Source organism: Streptomyces sp. SID13726 (assembly GCF_010548375.1).
In the GTDB taxonomy this organism is placed as follows: Bacteria; Actinomycetota; Actinomycetes; order Streptomycetales; family Streptomycetaceae; genus Streptomyces.
On the sequence record NZ_JAAGLY010000027.1, the window covers coordinates 87189 to 107580 of the forward strand.

At 70.8% G+C, this 20392-nt stretch carries 20 protein-coding genes and 6 tRNA genes; 10 read left to right on the forward strand and 16 right to left on the reverse strand.

Translation table 11 applies throughout. From position 1 onward, the window contains the following. The first annotated feature begins 11 nt into the window (after positions 1-11). A complete protein-coding gene (locus G3I78_RS40450) occupies positions 12-2417 on the forward strand; it encodes a hypothetical protein (protein WP_239158350.1) in 2406 nt (801 codons plus the stop codon). A 65-nt stretch (positions 2418-2482) separates the two neighbouring features. Here G3I78_RS40450 and G3I78_RS40455 read toward each other — a convergent pair whose 3' ends face one another. From G3I78_RS40455 to G3I78_RS40485, 7 genes are all read right to left on the reverse strand, one after another. After that, the gene (locus G3I78_RS40455; protein WP_164434306.1) at positions 2483-5218 is read right to left on the reverse strand and encodes a Tat pathway signal sequence domain protein; all 2736 of its coding nucleotides are present in this window, start codon (positions 5216-5218) and stop codon (positions 2483-2485) included. Between the two features lie 91 nt (positions 5219-5309). Further along, positions 5310-5903 (reverse strand): hypothetical protein, encoded by a 594-nt coding sequence (locus tag G3I78_RS40460; RefSeq protein ID WP_203616168.1) that lies wholly within the window; start codon positions 5901-5903, stop codon positions 5310-5312. A 10-nt stretch (positions 5904-5913) separates the two neighbouring features. Next, positions 5914-6786, reverse strand: coding sequence for a carbohydrate ABC transporter permease (locus G3I78_RS40465; protein ID WP_164434307.1), 873 nt, complete (start codon positions 6784-6786; stop codon positions 5914-5916). Beyond that, positions 6783-7739: a sugar ABC transporter permease gene (locus G3I78_RS40470; RefSeq protein ID WP_164434310.1), complete on the reverse strand. Its 957-nt coding sequence runs from the start codon at positions 7737-7739 to the stop codon at positions 6783-6785. The genes G3I78_RS40465 and G3I78_RS40470 overlap by 4 nt, the downstream gene beginning before the upstream one ends. 14 nt (positions 7740-7753) lie before the next feature. Continuing rightward, entirely contained in the window at positions 7754-9043 is a 1290-nt protein-coding gene (locus G3I78_RS40475) for an extracellular solute-binding protein (RefSeq protein ID WP_164434312.1), read from the reverse strand. A 382-nt stretch (positions 9044-9425) separates the two neighbouring features. After that, positions 9426-9497: transfer RNA gene (locus G3I78_RS40480), tRNA-Val, on the reverse strand. 78 nt (positions 9498-9575) lie between these two features. Next, the gene (locus G3I78_RS40485) at positions 9576-10049 is read right to left on the reverse strand and encodes a TIGR02611 family protein (protein ID WP_164434313.1); all 474 of its coding nucleotides are present in this window, start codon (positions 10047-10049) and stop codon (positions 9576-9578) included. Between the two features lie 191 nt (positions 10050-10240). Between G3I78_RS40485 and G3I78_RS40490 the strand changes: the two genes are divergently transcribed. Together G3I78_RS40490 and G3I78_RS40495 are read left to right on the forward strand one after the other, a co-directional pair. Then, positions 10241-10654, forward strand: coding sequence for an SsgA family sporulation/cell division regulator (locus G3I78_RS40490; RefSeq protein WP_004002642.1), 414 nt, complete (start codon positions 10241-10243; stop codon positions 10652-10654). Between the two features lie 267 nt (positions 10655-10921). Continuing rightward, the gene (locus G3I78_RS40495) at positions 10922-11482 is read left to right on the forward strand and encodes a CGNR zinc finger domain-containing protein (RefSeq protein ID WP_164434314.1); all 561 of its coding nucleotides are present in this window, start codon (positions 10922-10924) and stop codon (positions 11480-11482) included. Positions 11483-11542: 60 nt separating this feature from the next. Here the strand turns inward: G3I78_RS40495 and G3I78_RS51380 are convergent, their stop codons facing one another. Continuing rightward, on the reverse strand, positions 11543-11695 hold the full coding sequence (locus tag G3I78_RS51380; protein ID WP_199314715.1) for a hypothetical protein: 153 nt from the start codon (positions 11693-11695) through the stop codon (positions 11543-11545). A 155-nt stretch (positions 11696-11850) separates the two neighbouring features. After that, positions 11851-12303: a hypothetical protein gene (locus tag G3I78_RS40500; RefSeq protein WP_164434315.1), complete on the reverse strand. Its 453-nt coding sequence runs from the start codon at positions 12301-12303 to the stop codon at positions 11851-11853. A 260-nt stretch (positions 12304-12563) separates the two neighbouring features. Between G3I78_RS40500 and G3I78_RS40505 the strand changes: the two genes are divergently transcribed. Next, on the forward strand, positions 12564-13085 hold the full coding sequence (locus tag G3I78_RS40505; protein WP_164434316.1) for a DsbA family protein: 522 nt from the start codon (positions 12564-12566) through the stop codon (positions 13083-13085). Between the two features lie 7 nt (positions 13086-13092). Here G3I78_RS40505 and G3I78_RS40510 read toward each other — a convergent pair whose 3' ends face one another. Genes G3I78_RS40510 through G3I78_RS40520 form a run of 3 tightly spaced genes read right to left on the reverse strand, consistent with a single transcriptional unit; the run spans position 13093 to position 15831 of the window. Next, positions 13093-13917 carry a GNAT family N-acetyltransferase gene (locus G3I78_RS40510; RefSeq protein WP_164434317.1) on the reverse strand — a complete coding sequence of 275 codons (825 nt, stop codon included), beginning with the start codon at positions 13915-13917 and terminating at the stop codon, positions 13093-13095. A gap of 49 nt (positions 13918-13966) precedes the next feature. Continuing rightward, entirely contained in the window at positions 13967-14788 is an 822-nt protein-coding gene (locus G3I78_RS40515; protein ID WP_164434318.1) for an aminodeoxychorismate lyase, read from the reverse strand. Further along, on the reverse strand, positions 14785-15831 hold the full coding sequence (locus G3I78_RS40520) for a chorismate-binding protein (protein WP_164434319.1): 1047 nt from the start codon (positions 15829-15831) through the stop codon (positions 14785-14787). Before G3I78_RS40520 ends, G3I78_RS40515 begins: the two co-directional genes overlap by 4 nt. A gap of 178 nt (positions 15832-16009) precedes the next feature. Here G3I78_RS40520 and G3I78_RS40525 point away from each other — a divergent pair. The 5 genes from G3I78_RS40525 to G3I78_RS40545 all read left to right on the forward strand — a co-directional run bounded on the left by G3I78_RS40525 (position 16010) and on the right by G3I78_RS40545 (position 16480). Then, positions 16010-16082, forward strand: a tRNA-Gly gene (locus G3I78_RS40525). Between the two features lie 41 nt (positions 16083-16123). Further along, positions 16124-16197: transfer RNA gene (locus G3I78_RS40530), tRNA-Cys, on the forward strand. A gap of 1 nt (position 16198) precedes the next feature. Beyond that, positions 16199-16270 (forward strand) — tRNA-Val (locus tag G3I78_RS40535). 34 nt (positions 16271-16304) lie between these two features. Beyond that, positions 16305-16376, forward strand: a tRNA-Val gene (locus G3I78_RS40540). 32 nt (positions 16377-16408) lie between these two features. Continuing rightward, positions 16409-16480 (forward strand) — tRNA-Val (locus G3I78_RS40545). Positions 16481-16529: 49 nt separating this feature from the next. On the opposite strand, the gene G3I78_RS40550 is transcribed toward G3I78_RS40545, so the two are convergent. The 4 genes from G3I78_RS40550 to G3I78_RS40565 form a co-directional block, all read right to left on the reverse strand. Continuing rightward, positions 16530-16841 (reverse strand): zf-TFIIB domain-containing protein, encoded by a 312-nt coding sequence (locus G3I78_RS40550; protein WP_031054045.1) that lies wholly within the window; start codon positions 16839-16841, stop codon positions 16530-16532. A gap of 80 nt (positions 16842-16921) precedes the next feature. Continuing rightward, on the reverse strand, positions 16922-17869 hold the full coding sequence (locus tag G3I78_RS40555) for an aminoglycoside phosphotransferase family protein (RefSeq protein ID WP_164434320.1): 948 nt from the start codon (positions 17867-17869) through the stop codon (positions 16922-16924). A 659-nt stretch (positions 17870-18528) separates the two neighbouring features. Next, positions 18529-18711: a hypothetical protein gene (locus G3I78_RS40560; RefSeq protein WP_028809711.1), complete on the reverse strand. Its 183-nt coding sequence runs from the start codon at positions 18709-18711 to the stop codon at positions 18529-18531. 196 nt (positions 18712-18907) lie between these two features. Next, positions 18908-19183 (reverse strand): hypothetical protein, encoded by a 276-nt coding sequence (locus G3I78_RS40565; protein ID WP_007380750.1) that lies wholly within the window; start codon positions 19181-19183, stop codon positions 18908-18910. A 196-nt stretch (positions 19184-19379) separates the two neighbouring features. On the opposite strand from G3I78_RS40565, the gene G3I78_RS40570 reads away from it, so the two are divergent. Next, on the forward strand, positions 19380-20392 hold a 1013-nt coding region (locus G3I78_RS40570; RefSeq protein ID WP_164434322.1), incomplete at its 3' end, for a serine/threonine-protein kinase.

The following is a 20392-nucleotide window of genomic DNA, read 5'->3' on the forward strand; positions in this document are numbered from 1 at the left end:
CACTTCAGGGCATGACGCACATCCCGCCCCCGGCCGAGGAGCTTCGGCTCATCGACGCCGAGCTGTGGCAACTCGACGCCCGCAGGGCCCAGTTGCTGAACCGACGGGCCTGGCTGGTCGCCGCGCTCCAGCCGAAGTGGCCGGCGCCCCGGCCGACGCCCGGCGCCCGCGCCGCCGCATCCCCTCGCCCCGAGGCGAGCGCACCCAGCGTGCAGAACCTGCTCCTGGTGCTCGGCGGTGTTCTGCTCACGGTCGCGGCGATGGTGTTCACGCTGGTCAGCTGGGGTCACCTGGGCATCGCGGGCCGGTCCCTGGTGCTCGGCGCGGTCACGGTGACGGCGCTCGGGGCTCCGCTGCTCCTGCTGAAGCGGGGGCTGCGGTCGACGGCCGAGTCGGTGGCGGGCCTGGGTCTCGCGCTGACGGTGCTGGACGCGTACGCCCTGCACGAGGTGGCGTTCGCGGGAGCCTCCGGCGCCCCCTACACGGCGCTCGCGTCGGCGCTCCTGGCCGCGCTCTGGATGGCGTACGGCGTCCTGCCGGCTGCCTCCGCACTGCGTCTGCCCCGCCCGGCCGCCCTGGTCGCGGCCCAACTCCCGCTGCTCTGCTGGGCGATCGCGGTCGACGCGGGTCCCTACGGGCTCACGGCCGCGCTCCTGGTGACGGCGGCGCTCGACACGACTGTGGCGCTCCGGATGAGCACCGCTTCCGTACGGGTGATCGCCGCCATCGGCGCGTACGGCACCGGTGCCTGGGGCGTACTGGCCGCCGGCTGGCTGACCTGGTCGGCCTCCGGCCCGAGCGCCGCCGCCCGTGCGGCGGCGCTCCTCCTCTTCGCGAGCGCGACCGCGCTGGCGGCCGCCTGGCACGGTGTCCGTCCGGCGGAACGCCGGGCCACCGACCCGGACAGCTCCGGCGCGGGCTGGTCCACGGGTCTGGCCGTCGTCTCCGGGCTGCTCGCGGTCGCCGCTCTCGGCGGCACGGCACGATCCGTGCTGCCCGAACTGTGGACGGCCCCGGCCCATCTCGCCTTCGCCGTCGCCCTGTTGGCGGCGCTCCGTCTCGACCGGCTGCCGCACGCGGTGCGCCGGGGCCTGGCCTGGGCCTCCGGAGCCGTACAGGCGCTGACCCTGCTGTGGGCCGTGCCGGTGGTCGGGATCGTCGTACTGGGCCCGCTCTCCTGGGCCTCCCGCGTCTGGACGGGCACCCCGTCGGACGCCCGTACGGCGGTCACCGCGGATCTGGCCTGGCCCCCGCACTCGGAGGCGGCCCCGCTCGTCCTGGCGGCCCTCGCGGCGGTGCTCGCCCTGGCGGTACGGGACGCGACCTGGCGCCCCAAGGCTCTGACCGGGGCACTGGGCCTGTCCTGGGCCGCGGCCCTGACCCTCCCGGCGGTACTCGAACTCCCCTACTCCGCAAGCCTGTTGATCCAGGCCGCGGTGACAGCCGGCCTCCTCGCGACAGCCGTCCTGCTACGCCGGCACCTCCCCGCCCTCCTCCTCGCGCTGGTGACCTCCGCGAGCCTCGCCCTCCTCGCCCTGGCCTCCCAGACGGCGACCCTCCTCGTGCTCTGCGCCCTGATCGCCCTGTTCACGGCGGCCTCCTGGCGGCTCGCCCCCTTCACGGCCCCGACCGCTCTCGGTTACGGCGCCGCGCTCGCCGTCGCGACCGGTGCCGCCGCGGACTGGCCACCGGCCCACACCGCGCTGCTGGTCCTCACGGTCCCCGCGGCCGCCGCGCTCCTCGCCTGGCGGCTGGGTGACTCGAAGGCGACCGTGCCGGTCGAGGTGGCCGGAGCCTCGGCCGGGCTGCTCGCCATCGCGCTGGCGGCCACGGACCCGCCCCTGCTGGCCACGGTCCTGGCCCTGTGCGGAGTGATCACGGCGGCCACGGCGATCCGCACCGACCGCCGCCCCGTCGGCTACGCGGCCACCGCCCTGTTCGTCCTGGCCACCTGGGTACGCCTGTCGGCCTGGGACGTGGCCGCCCCAGAGGCGTACACGCTCCCGGTCACGATCCCGGCACTGCTCGTCGGCGCCCTGCGCCACCGCCGCGACCCGCGGACCTCGTCCTGGACGGCGTACGCCCCCGGCCTGGCCGTCACCCTGGTCCCGAGCCTCTTCGCGGCCTGGGGCGACCCGCACTGGACGCGCCCCCTCCTGCTGGGCGCAGCGGCCCTGCTGGTCACCCTGGCAGGAGCCCGCCACCACCTCCAGGCCCCCCTGGTCCTGGGCGGCACGGTCCTCACCCTGGACGCCCTGCACGAACTGGCCCCGTACATAGTCCAGGTGACGGACGCCCTCCCCCGCTGGGTGCCCCCGGCCCTGGCCGGCCTCCTGCTGCTGGCGCTGGGAGCGACGTACGAGAAGCGCCTCAGGGATGTCCGACGGATACGGGAGAACCTGGGGAAGATGAGCTGACTCGGGGCGGTGGAGAACTGCGCGACCAGCCACAACGGCCGCGCAGTTCCCCACCGCACAAGCCCCTACGGCATCTTGTCCCCGAGAAGCGCCAGGTTCTCGATGGCGGCGAGCCCGTACAGCGCGGTGTCGTTCGTCGACACCCAGGCCGCCTCACTACCCGCCACCAACGCCACCGGACCGCTCAACGCCTCCGTCTTCCAGGGCGCGGACTCCTTGTACCCGTCGGAGTTGTAGAACTTCTCCCAGGCCCGCTTGGCGAGCTTCTCGTCCCCCGTGCGCACCGCGGCGTACGCGTCGAGCCGCGAGTGCCCCTGGAACAGCAGCAGCGTCCCGAAGTTGGACCCGTACCGCGCCGCCTGCTCGGTCTTCGTCGCGTTGAAGTACCGGCAGTAGTCGAAGTAGGCCTCGTTGAACTTCGGCATGTCGACGAGGTCGATGAGTTCGGCGCACAGTTCGTTGAGCCCGAACACGGCGGACAGGTGCGAGACCCCGACGACCGGCGCCGACGCGACCGCGAACCGGCCGGTGTCGAGGTCGTACAGCCCGCTGCCCTGCACGAACCCGTTGGGCTGGGCGGCGATGGTCTCCATCGTCGACAGCACACGCGCCTTGGCCTTCTCCCACTTGGGGCCCTTGCGCTCCCACTCGGTCAGCCAGGCCGAGACGAGCCCGCTCCAGTCCGTGCCGAAGCCGATCGACAGCGCGTGCCGGTCGGGCGTGTACGGCTCGGTGCGTATCTTGCGGATCGGGTCCAGTACGAGGAACGTCTCGTCGGAGTCGACGTTGGCGTGCATGAGGTCACCGACACGCTCGTCGGCGGTGAGGAAGTAGTAGTAGCGCCGGTACGTCGTGTTGGCGATGCGCTGCTGCTTGGCACTGTCGGCGTAGTGCTGCACACCGTGCCGGGTGCCGAGTCCGGCCCACTTGCCGAGGTGGTAGACGTCGACCTCGCCGGTGTGCCGGGTCATGGACTCGGCGAACCGGAAGATGTCCGCGCGGCCCGACCTGAGGTACGCGAACCACAGCCAGAGGTCCGGCGACAGCTCGGAGTTGTCCCACGCGTAGCCGCCGATGTCGTACCGCCACTGGTGCCTGACGGTGTCGTAGGTGTGCATGATGTCGCCGTGGTCCCAGAAGCCGTACCAACGGCGTTGCTCCACCTGGTCCTTGTAGTAGGTGAAGAGGAAGTCGAGGTGGTCCTCGATCTTCGCCTTGGCCGGGGTGGACCGGTCGGGCTCGGAGTACAGGCCTGGGCCGAAGACCTTCGCCTTGATGAGCTGCTTGGGCGGGGCGGCGAGCTGGGGCAACACCCTTACGGCCTCGACCTGTTGGGCCAGCTCCTGCGGGGTCGGCGTCGACTCGTTGGCCCAGAAGAGGAGTTCGGAGGTGCGGGCGATGCCGTAGGGCGTGCCGAACTCCGGCTCGTAGTCCTCGTAGGTGATCTCCAGGCCCTGGAGCTGTTCGGCGAAGGTGTCCTGGCCCATGCCGTCGTGGTAGAAGCGCAGGTCCATGGGCTGCGCCTCGGGTGACCAGAGCCAGAGGGTGACCTCGGCCTCGTCGGTCTGGGCGTCGCGGATGTCGAGCTGGGAGGGGTGCCGCTCCCAGAAGTCCCGCAGCCCGAAGGAGAGTCCGCCGCTCACGCCGCCGACATACCCGAAGCCGGAGGCCCGCCGGCCGCCGCCGGCGCCGATCCAGCCGTGTCCCTTCTTGGTGCGCTTGCGCAGGGTGAAGCCGTCGGAGGAGAGCTGGGAGAGGGTGTAGTCGCCCCACTCGGGGATGTACTGGAGCCGGGTGGTGACCCGCTGGTCCCAGGTGGCCGGGTCGGGCAGCTTCTGGCCGGCGTACTGGGCGGCCTGCACGGCGGCACCGGGGTCGCGGCGCAGACCGGTGATGCCCTTGACCGCCTCGCGCAGCAGTCCGGTGCCCTCGCCACCGATGCGCACGTGCCGGTCGTAGGACTGGTCCCGCATCGGCACGGTGAAGCGGACACCGAGCCCACGGATGAAGTCGCCGCTCGCCTTGCCGGGTTCCTGGGTACCGTCGTACGTGATGGTGTGCACCATGCGGAAGGAGTCGGCGCCCGCGTAGAAGTAGAGGCGGATCGAGAACGGCAGCCAACTCCGGCCGCCCTTGCGGTGCTTGCCGTCGACGCGGACCACCGCCCGTACCGGGCCGTCCTGTTCGACGGTCACGGAGGAGATGGCGCCCTCGAAGCGCTCCGTCTTGACGGCTCCCTGGTCCTCGTCCTCGATCTCGGGCTGGCGGATCAGCACCAGCCGCCCGTTCTTGGCGATCTCGGTGGAGCCGCGCGTCACCGACTTGACGATCGTCGCGCCCGACTTGCCGATCTTCGCGGTGATGACGCCGGTGGAGACGGTGATGGCGCCGCCGCTCTTGTCGACGGTGACCTTCTTGTCGGGTACGGCGGCCTCGCCGGCGCTCAGCGACAGCTTGCCGTTGCCCGAACTGACCGCGTGGGCGGTCCACTTGAGGGAGCCGTCGGGCCAGTAGGCGATCGGCCAGGACTGGACGGGGACGTCCTTGCCGTCCGCGTCCTTGACCGCGAACTTCTGGTCCTGCGGGTAGGTGCCCTTCGGCCAGGGGACGCCGACGGTGGAGCCGGGCGCGGCACCGAGGCCGCCGTCCTCCAGCCAGTCCAGGGTCACGGGGCTGTCGTCGGCCTCGGCGGCTCTCGGCGCGGCCTGCGCGTCCTTGGCTCCCAGCGCCCAGCTGAACTGCGCGGCGGCACCGGCTACGGCGGCCGCCTTGAGGATGGACCTGCGGGGGATCGGGGACATGACCTTTCCTTTCCACGTACAGATGGTCAGGGGCATGACAGAGAGAGGTACGGCGCCCTGAGGCGCCGACCTTGGTCGGGGGCACCGCCCGTCAGCGGTGCCGGTAGCGTTCCTCCACGGCGACGGCCGCCGCCGCGACCGCCCCGAGGACCGGGACCGCCAGCGGTGCGACGAACCCGGCGGACAGGGCCACGACGGCCAGCCCGGCGACGATCAGGAAGGACCCGGCGGGGTCGCGCAGGGTCCGGCGTACGGCGTCCGCAAGCAGCGCGCGCCAGGAGGCGTCCGGGGTCCAGACCGCCGCCGCGCGCAGCCCGGCCACCGCGAGGGCGAGCAGTGCGAACAGTCCTACGGCCCCGACGAACGGGCCGCCGGGGATCCCTGCCCGCGCCGCCTGGACGTCCACCCAGACCGCGGCCGCCGCGGCCCACCCGGCGACCCCGACGAGCCACCCGCGGCGGACGGCCGTACGGAAGTCCGCGACGAACTCCCGCCAGCCACCTGCCTCGTGGCGGGTTCGGCGCCGCAGATGCCGGGCGCCGGCCGCGAAGGCCGCGGGGTAGGTGACGACGCCGAGACAGGCCACGGCGATCCACACGCCGGTGAGGAGTGCCTCGGCGAAGACCGCGAACCGCTCCCCGCCGAACACGGTCGCCCTGCGGGCCTTCACACGTGCTTGCGCCATGGTGACCGCCTCACTTCAGTCCGGAAGTCGCCATGCCGTCGATGAGATAGCGCTGGAAGGCCATGAAGAAGGCGATGACCGGGATCAGCGCCACCAGCGACATCGCGATCATGCTGCCGTAGTTGGAGATGCCCTCCTGGTCGCGGAACATCATCAGGCCCAGCGACACCGTGTACTTGGAGGGGGTGTTGAGGTAGATCAACGGCCCCATGAAGTCGTTCCAGGCGTTGATGAAGGTGAAGATCGCGCTGGTGATGAGGGCCGGGCGGCACAGCGGCAGCACGATCGACCAGTAGGTCCTCAGGTGCCCGCAGCCGTCGAGCTTGGCGGCCTCGTCCAGCTCGCGCGGCAGCCCGCGCATGAACTGCACCATCAGGAAGACGAAGAACGCCTCCGTGGCCAGGAACTTGCCCGCCACCAACGGCACCAGCGTGTCGACGAGTTCCAGCTTGCGGAACATCACGTACTGCGGGATCAGCAGCACGTGGTACGGCAGCAGCAGGGTGCCGATCATCAGAGTGAAGAGCAGGTTCCGCCCGGCGAAGCGGATCTTGGCGAAGGCGTACGCGGTCAGCGAGCTGGAGATCACCACACCGGCCACGGCGAGGCCCGCGTACATCAGCGAGTTGGTGAAGAAGCTGCCGATGGAGATGCCGGAGATGCCGTCGGCGAGCCCGGAGAAGTTCGCCCAGACCGGCTTGGCCGGCAGCAGGTCGATGCTGGCGATGATGTCCTTGCTCGGCTTGAACGAGGCACCGAGCACCCAGATCACCGGGTACAGGATGACCGCCAGGATGACGAGCGCGCCGAGGTGCCAGGCGATCGATCCGAAGCGCCGCCGCTCGTTCGCGGTGCGTACGACGGGGCTGGTCACAGTGGTCACTTGGCGGCCTCCTCGTAGTGCACCCACTTCTTCTGCGACCAGAACAGGACCGCCGTGACCAGCGCCACCGCGATCACCAGCGTCCAGGCCATCGCCGCGGCGAAGCCCATCTGGGCCTCCTTGAAGCCCTTCTGGTAGAGGTAGCAGGTGTAGACGAGGGTGGCGTCGGCCGGCCCGCACCGGGTGTCGGAGACGACGTAGGCGGAGCCGAACACCTGGAACGCGTGGATGGACTCCAGCAGCACGTTGAAGAAGAGCACAGGGGAGATCATCGGCAGCGTGATGTTCCAGAACCGGCGGAACGGACCCGCGCCGTCCACCTCGGCGGCCTCGTACAACTCCCTGGGGACCTGCTTGAGACCGGCCAGGAAGATGACCATCGGCGCGCCGAACTGCCAGATGCTGAGGGCCACCAGGGAGTACAGGACGTAGTCCGGGTTGCCGATCCAGCCGCCCACGTCGATGCCGAAGATCTTCTGGGTACGGTCCACGATCGCGTCGTCCGAGAACAGCGCCCGCCAGACGAAGCCGACGGAGACGCTGGCCCCGATGAGCGAGGGCATGTAGAACGCGGCCCGGTACAGGCCCTGCCCGCGCCGGCTCTGCGCGAGCAGCAGCGCCACGCCGAGCGCCAGCAGCAGCTTCAGCGGGGTGGCCACGACGACGTACTTGAGCGTGACCTCCACCGACTTCTGCCAGCGCGGGTCCTGGAACATCGTGGTGAAGTTGTCGAGGCCCACCCACTGGGGCGGCGTGAACAGGTTGTACCGGGTGAACGCGTAGTACAGCGACGCGATCATCGGCCCCGCCGTGAGCAGCAGGAATCCCGCGATCCACGGCGACATGAAGAGGTAGCCGACGAGGTTCTCCCGGCGCCGCCCGCGCCGCCCGGCGGCGGGAGCGGCGGGCCGCTTCCCGGCCGGGCGCACGGGCGCTTCCTTGACGAGCGTCATGGTGGTACGTCCCCTCAGCCCGCGAACGCGGCCTTGGCCTCGCTGAACAGCGTCTTGGCCCCGTCGGCGGGCTTGGTCTTGCCCTGGGCGATCTCGGCGCCGATGCGCAGGAAGGCCGCCTCGACGACGTCGGCGCCGGACGGGTGCGGGGTGATCTTCCCGAGCACCCCGGCCTTGGCGACCTCTTCCTCGTACGCCTTGACGCCCTTGTTGTTGGCGTCGGTGGGCGTGAAGGCGTCGTACTGCTCGGTCGTGGCGAGGATGCCCCGGTCGTAGCCCATGATCTTGCCGACCTCGGGGTCGTGGACCATGAAGTCGATGAACTGGGCGGCCTCCTTGGGGTGCTTGGTCCCCGCGAAGGCGCTCAGCATCAGCGACCCGAGGTACTGGCCGGTCTGCTTGCCGTCCGTGGTGGGGATCGGCGCGAGCCCGTAGTCCGACTCGCCCTCGCCCTCGTAGCGGATGGAGAAGTTGTCCCAGGTGAACTCGGAGGCGGCGAGGCCCGCGGAGAGACCGGACTTGGGCGCGACCTGCTCGATCTTCTTGGGGTCGGCGACGAGCCCGGACTTCACGCGCTTGTAGCCGTCCGACCACCACTGCGTCAGGTCGTCCTCGGTGAAGCCGAGAGCGGAGTCGGTGAAGAACGCTTTGCCGTTCTGGCGCAGGTACAGGTCGTAGAGGTACATGATGCCGAAGTAACCGGTGTCACCGGCGATCTTCAGCTTGTCCTGGACGGTCTGGAGGGCGTCGAAGTACTCGTCCCAGGTCCAGCCGAACTTCGCCTCCACGCCCGCCTTCTTGAAGGCGTTGAGGTCGATGACGAGCGCCATGGTGTTGGCGCCGACGGGGATGGCGAGCTGCTTGTCGTCGACCTGGCCGTTCGCCAGAACGCCGTTGCGGAAGTTGTCCAGGCTCAGATTCCCGGCGTCCGCCTGCGTCTTGAGATCCAGCAGAACACCGCGCTGGTCGTACTTGCGCAGGAAACCGACCGCATTCTGGAAAACGTCCGGCGGATTCCCGCCGGAGGCCTGGGTCTGGAACTTCTCCCAGAACGCGGCGTAGTCGGTGAATTCAGGCTTGATCTTGATCTTCGGGTACTTCTTCTCGAAGAGCGCGATCGTCTTCTTGATGGCGATGGTGCGCGGCTCGCCACCCCACCACGCATAACGGAGTGTCACATTCCCGTCTCCGGAACTGCCGCTGTCCCCGCCGCACCCCGTCGTCGCGGCCAGCCCCAGCGTCGCCGCTGTGGCCCCGGCCGCCTTCAGGATCGTACGCCTCTCAACATTCCTGCTGGTTCCCACAGTCGGGCCCCTCCCCGCAGCGTCGCCGCCTGCATGAATCGTTTCAAGTAAGCGCTTGCTGGCACAAGCTACGGAGGGCCCGGTGGTGCGTCAATGATTCGGACAGGAATTTCTTGTGAGTGTGGTGAGAGGGCTTGACGCGATCAACGGCCGGACCCCACGGGAGAACTGACGACGTCCCAGGTGAGAGACCTGGGGTCGACGGGCCGAACGGAAAGCGGACTGCCGCACCACATCGGCGTACGGCCGGAAAAGGACGGGCCGCGAGGAGGCGCCGCTGCGGACGGTCACGCGGAACGGATCAGAGCCCGCCGGCTCTCGCGCGGGCCGCGCACACGCCGACGGCCCGTCCGCGATCTCGCGGACGGGCCGTCGGTCCGGGTGGGCGATACTGGGTTCGAACCAGTGACCTCTTCGGTGTGAACGAAGCGCTCTCCCACTGAGCTAATCGCCCGGACGCAGGAAGAACATTACCCCATGTCAGGGGATGCCTGTGACCAGCCAGGACCGGTCCCGGCACCCCTCCCGCGCCTCACTGGTCCTTGATGTTCCAGGGCATCTCGAAGCCGAACTTCCAGAGGTAGACGGCGAGGATCGCGGCCACGATCACGAGGCCGATCACCGTCAGTGTGATGTTGCGCCGCCGCACCTTCGGATCGAGGGCGCGCTGGGCCGCCTCGGTCACCTTGCGCTTGGTCCAGCGCAGCACCAGCTGGGCCCAGACGAACTCGGTCGCCCAGATCGCCATGCCGCCGAAGATCACGACCCAGCCAGGCCCGGGCAGCGGCAGCATGATGATGCCGGCGACCACGACCGCGAGGCCGATGACGAAGATGCAGACCTGCCAGCTCAGGTGCAGCAGCCGCCGCTTCTTGATGAACTCCGGCGCCTTGGAACCGAGCCCCCGCTCGTCCTGCGCCCCCTCCGCGGCGGCGCCGTCCGTCTTCTTGCCGGCCTCGTCAGGTGCCACGGCAACCTCGCCCGGCTCGTCACTCCCCGTATTCATACAGCCAAACCCTACCGGAGAGAAACCGGTCACCGGAATGGTCGTACCTCGCGAACGGGTTCTCGGCCGGAAGAGTTACGTAAAGGCACGCAAAACACTCAGAGGGGTTTACAACGGCACCGTAGGTGGCATGTCGATTTCGCCGACGTGCGAATCCCCGAGCGCACACTGAGCGAAAGGCCCTGGCGCTTATGAACACCACGGTCAGCTGCGAGCTGCACCTGCGCCTCGTTGTGTCGAGCGAGTCCTCCCTGCCTGTCCCCGCAGGCCTGCGGTACGACACGGCCGACCCCTACGCCGTGCACGCCACCTTCCACACCGGAGCCGAGGAGACCGTCGAGTGGGTGTTCGCCCGCGACCTCCTCGCGGAGGGCCTCCACCGGCCCACCGGAACCGGCGACGTCCGAGTCTGGCCGTCGCGCAGTCACGGTCAGGGCGTCGTGTGCATCGCCCTGAGCTCCCCGGAGGGCGAGGCACTGCTCGAGGCCCCGGCGCGGGCCCTGGAGTCGTTCCTGAAGCGGACTGACGCCGCCGTGCCCCCGGGCACGGAGCACCGCCACTTCGATCTGGATCAGGAGCTCTCGCACATCCTGGCGGAAAGCTAGGGGCGAGGCCCCGCAGAGCCGCCCGGCGCCGTCCACTCGGGGAGACGGCTCGGGCTTGTACAACCGCATAGGGAACGACAGGCGCCGTGGTTGCGGAGCGCTCCGCAACCACGGCGCCTGTCGTGTGCCCGGACGCGGCTCGAACGGGGCGGTCGGGCGTCCGCCCGGCAGGGCCCCCGGGGCCGGACCCGTCACCACGCCCGTGCGAGCCACTACCATCGGCCAGCATCGGCGGGCGTCCGCCCGTCCCAGGCCAGGGAGCGAAACGTGCTGATCACCCACGACACCCGGTGCGCCCTCGACACCGTGGTCGACCTGGTGAACACCGCACCGGAGGACGACACGGCACCGGACGCGCTGCCCGATGTCGTGACGCTGGAGGATTTCGTACGAAACCACGAAATCAGCGATGTCGGGGCTCTCTCGGACTTCGATCTGTCGGCGGTGCGCACGATCCGCGGCAAGTTCGCCTCCGTCTTCGCCGCCCCGGACGCCCGGGCCGCCGCCGGACTGATCAACGAGCTGGTCGCCGCCGCCGGCACCACGCCCCAGCTCACGGATCACGACGGCTACGAGTGGCATGTGCACTACTTCGCCCCCGGCGCCTCCGTCGCCGACCACCTGGCGGCCGACTGCGGGATGGCGCTGGCGTTCTTCGTGGTCGCCGGTGAGCAGGAGCGGCTGCGGCGCTGCGAGGCGCCCGACTGCCGGCGGGCCTTCGTCGATCTCTCCCGCAACCGCTCCCGGCGCTACTGCGACAGCCGCACCTGCGGAAACCGGCTGCACGTGGCCGCGTACCGGGCGCGCCGCAAGGAAGCCGCGGGCTGACATCCGCACGGTGGTGTCGACGTGGCCCCGGCGGGTGGCGCCGGGGACCACGGGAACGGCTCAGAGCAGCAGCAGATCGTGCAGCGCAGCCATGAGCAGCAGACACCCGATCACCGCAAGGAAGATCATCAGCGGTGGCTGGGAAAGGGCGAAGAGGCAGCCACGCGGCTCGTCCTGAGGCGGCGCGGCGTCGCTCTGTTTCGTGTCCAGCATCTCGCGGCGATGATGGCGCAGTCGGCACCCGCCGCGCGATCAACACGCCCGGAATGAGCGGGAGTTCGCCGAATTCCGTGATGTCCGGATCGGGTCTTGATCGCTTACGGACGGGCCGGGATCCACTGCGAACGTTTCAGTTCGTCAGGCGACCTTCATATGCCGTGCTTCTTGAGGATGGCCTCGATGTCGCTGAAGTCGTCCCCCGCGGTCGCCGTGGCCCTGGACTTGCCCGCGGGACGGGCCGCCGGGGTGCGCGTCGCGGCCGGGCCGAGGGAGGGCGCCGAGGCAGCGGGGGCCACCGCCTCCTGCCGGGCACCGCGGGCCGCCTTGCGCTCCTTGCGGGTGCCGCCGCGTCGGCGCTCCACCGCGCGGGTGGTCGAGAACAGCACCCAGGACAGGCCCAGCACGCCGAAGCCCGCCCAGGCCGTCGGGCTGAACGCGGTGTCCGCGAGCCAGTCGACGACGCCGGTCATCACCAGGCCGAGCGGCACGAGGGAGTACGCGGCGATGCGGGTGGCCGCGAGGAAGCGCTTGCGGTACGCCGTGACCGCCGCGATGCCCAGGCCGGCCGCGGCTACGGCGGAACAGACGGTCTCGGCAATCATCCGGTCCTCCAGGCAGGGCTCGACGGTCTGCGTGCCACTTCGTCCCTATCCATCCTGCACCTCCCGACCCCCGCCGGGCCATGCTCCGGCAGGACATCAGGGACATCTCCGGGTCGGCTCCTCCGAAGGTGCCGGTCGGAGGTCGTACCGGTGGGGGGGTGGGGGGAGGGCGAGGCGTGCCCCGGCAACGGCCGTACCGATGCCCCGGCAGAGGCCGTACCGATGACGGCGACGCGCGCCCGGGCTGGGAGACTGTGACCATGAGCGACTCCTCCCCCGCCCCTTCCACCGCGCCCGTCCTGGAGATCTGGTGCGATCTCCAGTGCCCGGACTGCCGTACCGCGCTGGCCGACCTCCAGGCCCTGCGGGCCCGCTACGGCGACCGTCTGGAGGTGCGGCTGCGGCACTTCCCGCTGGAGAAGAACAAGTACGCCTTCGCCGCCGCCCAGGCCGCCGAGGAGGCCGTGGAGCAGGGCAAGGGCTGGGAGTACGTCGAGGCCGTGCTCGGACGGGTCGAGGACCTCGGCCGTGGGGGAGAACCCTTCCTGGTCGAGGTGGCCGGCGAACTCGGGCTCGACGCCGAGGAGTTCGACACCGCGCTGATCGACGGCCGGCACATCCTGATCGTGGACTCCGACCAGGCCGAGGGCAAGGTGATCGGGGTGACCGGCACCCCGACGTACGTCATCGACGGCCAACGGCTCGACGGCGGCCAGAGCCAGGACGGGCTGCGCGAGCGGATCGAGGAGATCGCGGACCGGCTGCTCGCCGGTCAGGGGTGAGCCCGCCTCAGAGCAGGCTCTTGTACATCGAGTAACCCACCGTCGCGTACCCCAGCGACTCGTACAGCCGCTCGGCCGGTGTGTTGCCCGCGAAGACGTTGAGGCCCAGAAGCCGTCTGCCGGAGGCGATGGTCTGGGCCTCGGCCAGCAGCATCAGGGAACGGCCGTGCCCGCGGCCCCGGAAGTCCTCGTAGGTCTCCACGTCGTGGACGGACGCCTTGCCGTCGAAGAGCTCGACCCAGAGGATCCCGACCGGGACGCCGTCGTGCTCCAGCACGCTGTACAGCGCGTTCTCCGTCACGAGGCCGCGCTCCACCACGTGCTCGTGATCCTTCTCCGAGCGCGCCCTGGCCTCGGGCTCGGGCACGCCTCGTTCGCTCCAGTCGCGGGTGTACTCGACGACTCCGCGCCGTGTCCACGGCCCGAACTCGGCCTCCGTCATGGGCCGGGCCAGGCTCCCCTCGGGCAGTTCGGGCGCGGCGGCGATCGGCTTCTCCATGCCGCGGTTGCGGTGGACGTAGCCGAGCATGGTGGCGAGCCGCAGTGCCGGGTCGGCGTCGGCCGGGACCCTGATCTCCACCTGGTTGCAGCCCCAGCCGCGCGCCACCTCCTCGGCGGCGAGCGCGGCGACCGTGCCCCGGCCGCGCCTGCGGTCCGGTTCCTCGATCCGCAGGTCCCGGATCTGGGCGACGGTCGGCCCGAAGGACGGGTGGGTCGCGAGGTGTATCGCTCCGACGGGACGGCTGTTCACGCACACCTTGTAGTGGCGGGACAGCGCCCCGTCGGCGGCGCGCTGGAGCGGCTCGGTCGGCCGCAGGGTGGTGGTCATCACCGGAGTTCTACCCGCTGCCGCGCGCCAGGTCAGCTCAATATCCGGGGCTTTACGGATCGAGGTCGTCCCCGGCCCGCTCCTGGAAGACCCGCATGGCCTTGGCGGTCACCGGGCCCGGCGCGCCCGGCAGTTCGCGGGCGTCGACGCGGTGCACGGCCTGGACGTCCCGCAGGGTCGAGGTGAGGAAGACCTCGTCGGCCCGCTCCAGGACGTCCAGCGGCAGATCGGTCTCCCGGGCCCCGGTCCATTCGACGGCCAACGCGCGCGTGATGCCCGCGAGACAGCCGGAGGCGACCGGCGGGGTGTGGATCTCGCCGTCGAGCACCACGAACACGTTCGACCCGGTGCCCTCGCACAGCCGCCCGACCGTGTTGGCGAACAGCGCCTCCGAAGCGCCCGCCTCACGCGCGCGTGCGAGCGCTACGACGTTCTCGGCGTACGACGTCGTCTTGAGCCCGGTGAGGGCGCCCCGCTCGTTGCGGGTCCACGGCACGGTGATCACAGCGGTGGAGTCCGGACGCGGGGCGGACTCGCCGAGGGCGACCACCAGGGTCGGCCCGTGCTCGCCCCGGTCGGAGCCCAGCGGACCGTGGCCGCCGGTGTAGGTGATCCGCAGGCGCCCCAGCGGCATCGGATTCGCCTCGAGTACGGCGGCGCAGGCGCGGCGGACCTCGTCGTGATCCGGCTCGGGGAGCCCGAGGCCCCGCGCCGACAGGGTCAGCCGGTCGAGGTGCCGGGTGAGGGCGAAGGGACGGCCGTCCACCGCCTTCACGGTCTCGAAGATGCCGTCGCCCACGGTCAGTCCGTGGTCGAAGACCGAGACGCGGGCGGTCTCGATATCCTGGAGCCCGCCGTCGAGCCAGATCTTCACGTCTGTAGTCCCTCTCCGCTCACCTCGTACGTTCCCGACGCTACCGCGAGCAGCCGGGACGCCTTCAGCTCGGTCTCCCGCCACTCCCCCTCGGGGTCGGACCCCCAGGTGATCCCGGCGCCGGTGCCGAACCGCAGCACGCCTTCCGCGCGGTCGGTCCAGAAGGTGCGAATACCGACGGCCAGCTCCCCCGTGCCCCGGTCGGCGTCGACCCACCCGACGCCGCCGCAGTACGGCCCCCGCGGCGCGGTCTCCAGCGCGTCGATGATCCGCAGCGCACTGGACTTGGGCGCGCCGGTGACCGACCCGGGCGGAAAGGCGGCCCCGAGCAGCCCGGGCCAGCCGGCGCCGTCCCGCAGCTCGCCCCGCACCGTCGACACGAGGTGGACCAGCCCCGGATGCTTCTCGACGGCGCACAGGTCGGGAACGGTGACACTGCCGGTGGCGCACACCCGCCCCAGGTCGTTGCGCACCAGGTCGACGATCATGACGTTCTCGGCGTAGTCCTTGGCGAGCAGGTCGTCCTCGGTCCGCCCGGTGCCCTTGATCGGCCCGGACTCCACGACCCGCCCGTCCCTGCGCAGGAACAGCTCGGGGGACGCGGTGGCGATCTCCACCCCGTGTCCGGGCAGCCGGATCGTTCCTGCGTACGGCGCCGGGTTGCCCCGGGCCAGCAGCGCGGTCAGCGCGTCCACGTCGGCGCCGGGTGCGAGGGGCGCGGTCAGGACACGGCAGAGGTTGGCCTGGTAGACCTCGCCGGCGGCGATACGGTCACGAATCCGCCGTACGCCTTCCATGTACGCGGCGCGATCCAGCGACGACGTCCAGTCACCGGCCGCGGGGCCACGCCACTCCCCCGGCACCGGCGCGGGCACCGGTTCCCGGCGTACGTCGGCGAAGCGGGCGCAGGTCAGACCGCCCTCGAAGTCCGCGGCGACGGCCCAGAAGCCGGTGGAGTCCAGGGCCGCGGGGTCGCTGGTGACATCGAGGAGACCGGTGGCGACGCGGCCGCCGAAACGGGCGAGAGGAGCGAGGTCGAGCACGTGGTCGAGTCTATGGCGGGTGTCCTGCCGGTGACCTGGCCATGTCCCTCAGGGTGCCCTGACCGTGTGCGCCGACATGCGCACCGCAGCACGCTGCGCAAACGCGTTTTTGTGATGGCCCCGGAATCCGCTAGAGTTCAACTCGTCGCCGGGACGCGCAAGCGGACCGGAAGGACAGGCGAACGTAGCTCAGTTGGTAGAGCGCAACCTTGCCAAGGTTGAGGTCGCGAGTTCGAACCTCGTCGTTCGCTCGGAAGAGCAAGGGGGATCATCCCGAACCCCCAACACTCCTGGTGGAGTGGCCGAGAGGCGAGGCAACGGCCTGCAAAGCCGTCTACACGGGTTCAAATCCCGTCTCCACCTCCAAGGACGATTAGCTCAGCGGGAGAGCGCTTCCCTGACACGGAAGAGGTCACTGGTTCAATCCCAGTATCGTCCACTGGATCTTCGAGAGTTCGTCGAAGGTCTGACCCGCGCGATTAGCTCAGCGGGAGAGCGCTTCCCTGACACGGAAGAGGTCACTGGTTCAATCCCAGTATCGCGCACGCAGTACACACGATCCCGATCGTGGTTTCCCGCGCGATTAGCTCAGCGGGAGAGCGCTTCCCTGACACGGAAGAGGTCACTGGTTCAATCCCAGTATCGCGCACACACCGAAGCCCCCGGCCCTCTGACCGGGGGCTTCCTCGTTCTCTCCGTCAGCTGGAGAACAGCATGTGGCCGAAGCCTCGGTTGCGGTGGTGGCCGCCGTGATGACCGCCATGACCGCCGTAGTGACCGCCGCCGTGCTGCGGGGCGCCCCAGGCCGGTGCGCCGGGCGCGGCCGGGTACTGCGGAGCGGCCGGGGGCGGCGGAACGACGGGGCCGCCGCCGTACTGGCCCTCCAGACGGGTCAGCGCCTCCAGCTCGCCGTAGTCGAGAAAGATCCCGCGGCAGCCGCTGCACTGCTCGATCTGGACACCGTTGCGGTTGTACGTGTGCATCGGTGCGTGACACTTCGGACACTGCATCGTCGGCTCAACTCCTCGCCCGTTGGTCCTGCTTCGCCTTACGCCAGGACAGACTCCGTCCCGACCTGGTCGGTTGCACCCTACTTCCCGAAATCGTCCGCCAACTCCGGCGGGGCGAAACCCATTCGGTCGCAGGCGTCCACGACGGACTGCTCCACTTCGTCGAGCGCACGGCCCGCGTCGACGGCCTTCGCGACGGCCCGGGCGGCGGTCTGCACGGTGAGTGCGCGGGCGGGGACGTCCAGGGCGGGCCAGGGGTCGCCGTCCGCGGGGACCGCGGGCCCACCTGCCGCGCGGTAGGCGCCGAGGAACCTCGTCCAGTCCTCGGGGTCCAGCAGACCGCAGGCGTACCAGGCGGCGGGGCGGGCGAGGTCCCAGGCGGGTTCGCCCACGCCGAGGTCGTCGACGTCGATCAGACGCCACGGCCCTTCGGGGGCGGGGTGCCGGACCAGCTGTCCCAGGTGGAGGTCGCCGTGGCAGAGGGTCGTGGTGTCCCGCATGGGGGTCTCGGCACGGGCCCACGGCGGGAGGGTGGACCATGCGCGGAGGACGGGGGCGACGGCGGGGTGCGGTGTGTGCCGGGTGCTCTTGAGCAGTCGCGCTACGGCAAGGGCGGCCTTGACCGGGCCTCGCATCGGCGGCAGGTCCTGCGGGGCCGGGGTCCTGTGGAGCCGGGCGAGGAGAGTGGCGGCGGATTCCCAGGGCGCGGCGTCGGGGTCCTCCGGGTCCACGGGTTCACCGTACGGCCAGAACGTGACGAGCCTGCCGTGCAGGTCGACCGGGGTCTCCTGGAGTGGGCCTAGGAGGATGCCGGGGAGTTGAGCGGCTGTACGGAGACGCGGGATCAGTTCGGCGGGGGTGGTGTCCGGGGCGTGCGCCTTAGCCACGGTGTCGGCGTGCCGGACGACTGTGGCGTCTGGGCGGTCGGCGAGGGTTTTCGCGCCACAGGGGCATGCCGCCGGGCTGCGTGAGTGGGCCTCGGTTGTTGCTCTGAGGGTCAGCTCGGTGAGGAGGGGGTGAGCGGTCATGGGGCTCCCTGGGGGCGGGGGGTGTGGTGGCGAGGGTACGGAGGGTTTGGTGCCGGGTTCTGTTGTGTGGTGGGTGCGGGTGAGTGGGGGCTGGTCGCGCAGTTCCCCGCGGGCAGCTGCGCTGGGCTTGAGCCGGGCGCCTATGAGGGTGCCTCGCAGTGTGGTCTGGCGGGTGCGGGAGCGTCGTGGCTGGTCGCGCAGTTCCCCGCGCCCCTAGCTAGCTGCAGCGGACCTGCGCCACGACGGGCCGTTCGTCGCGTACGGCGCGAAGGGGACGGGGTGGGGGGTGTCCGCCCGCAGCGGCCGGCGTCCATAACCGAGCACAACTCAAGAGACCGAGCCGCCGGACCGAGGACGGATACCCCCCACCCCGGCCCCGACCCCACCACCGGACCGAACGCGCTACACCAGGCCCCACCGGGGCCGAGCGGGCCGCCGCAGGCCCCAGGGGCGCGGGGAACTGCGCAAAACGCCCGCCCCCACCGAACCCGCAGACGAAACCGGCCCCACCGCCGGAGGCAACCGCCAGGGGCAAAAGCAATGCCGGCGCAGCTCCCCAGCTGCGCCGGCATTTTGCCGTCCGCCGCACCCCCGTCCCCACGGGGTTTCATGGGTGGATGTCCCCGCCCGGACCGCTCTTCCGGGCCTGGGGTCGCCGCTCAGCGCCCCAGCATCACTCCCACGGACGACGCCTGTGTGGCCACTGTCTCCCAGCCGTCGAAGACGACGAGGAGCAGGACCGCCAGGGGGAGGGCCATGAGTGTCGCCACCAGTGGGTGACGACGGCCCGTACGGCGGGGCTGACGTGTGCGAGACAGTGTCCGCGGTGCCGTAAGAGCCATGGTCCCTCTCCTGACCGTTCTGTTGTCGTTGGCAGCGGCGGGTGTCTGACCTCGGGGGACGAGTGCTGCACCCGCCGCTTGACCTCAAATCTAGGTGTCACGGGCTCGCCGCACGTCATGCCCTCGTACCGATTGCCGGGCCTCCCCGAGGATGAGCCATGACCAGCGGAGTACTCCCGTGGGTGGAGACGGAGACCTAGGTCTCGGGGTCTTCCCGGAGGGGGCGCCCGGTCTGCCCTGCTTTCTCCGAGCTGTCCTCCCGCGGCACCGGCTGCTCGACCAGTGCCAGCACCCTCGTCGCCATGAAGCGGGCCGTGCGCACCACCGAGCCGTTGCGCGTGACTTCGCTCACTTCGACGACACCTCGTCGGACCGCCGTCTCCACCCGGCGGCCCGCCCTGCTCGCCACCACCTCGTAGGTACGCGTCGTGTCCCCTGCGTCCACGACTATCTCCACGCGATCACCCTTCACGTGTTCAATCCCCCTTCTGCGACAGGTGGTTGGGATCACACCGGAACCGAAGTCCGCCCGCTCTCCGGCCCCCTGACCACCCCTCAAGTCTCCCACCCGGCACTGACAATCCATCGGGACGAGAGGGCGCGGCTCCTGCGCGCGGCGGCCCGTGGAAACGTAAGCTGTCGCTCGTCAGACGGACCGGGCAGCGGGGATGAACATGGCGATGATGCGCCTGAGGCGCGAGGACCCGCGCGTCGTCGGCTCGTTCAGGCTTCACAGACGGCTCGGCGCGGGCGGGATGGGCGTCGTCTACCTGGGCTCCGACCGCAAGGGGCAGCGGGTCGCGCTGAAGGTGATCCGGCCCGATCTGGCCGAGGACCAGGAGTTCCGGTCGCGGTTCGCGCGCGAGGTCTCGGCCGCCCGGCGGATCCGCGGTGGCTGCACCGCCCGGCTGGTCGCGGCGGACCTGGAGGCGGACCGCCCGTGGTTCGCCACCCAGTACGTGCCCGGCCCCTCCCTGCACGACAAGGTCGTGGACGAGGGCTCGCTCGGCGCGGCCGAGGTCGCCTCGATCGGCGCCGCCCTCTCGGAGGGGCTCGTCGCCGTGCACGAGGCCGGGGTGGTGCACCGTGACCTCAAGCCGTCCAACATCCTCTTGTCCCCCAAGGGCCCCCGGATCATCGACTTCGGCATCGCCTGGGCGACCGGGGCCTCCACCCTCACCCATGTCGGCACCGCCGTCGGCTCCCCCGGCTTCCTCGCCCCGGAGCAGGTGCGCGGCGCCGCGGTGACTCCGGCCACGGACGTGTTCTCGCTGGGCGCGACCCTGGCGTACGCCTCGATGGGCGACTCGCCCTTCGGGCACGGCAGTTCCGAGGTGATGCTGTACCGCGTGGTGCACGAGGAGGCGCAGCTGCACGGCGTGCCCGACGCGGTGGCCCCCCTCATCCGCGCCTGTCTGGCGAAGGACCCCGAGGAGCGGCCGAGCACGCTCCAACTGTCGCTGCGGCTCAAGGAGATCGCGGCCCGCGAGACCCAGGGTCTGCCGGATCTGCGTCCGCCCGGGCCGCGCGGCAGCGAGGCGGACCGGCCCACCGGGCACATCGCCGACACCTACCCGGACCGGGCCGTGCAGCGGCGCCCGCAGGGGCAGCCCGGCTCGCAGGGGCCGCGCGGCGACAGCCCCTCGCGCGGTTCCGGCCCGGCGTCGAGGAGCGGCACCGC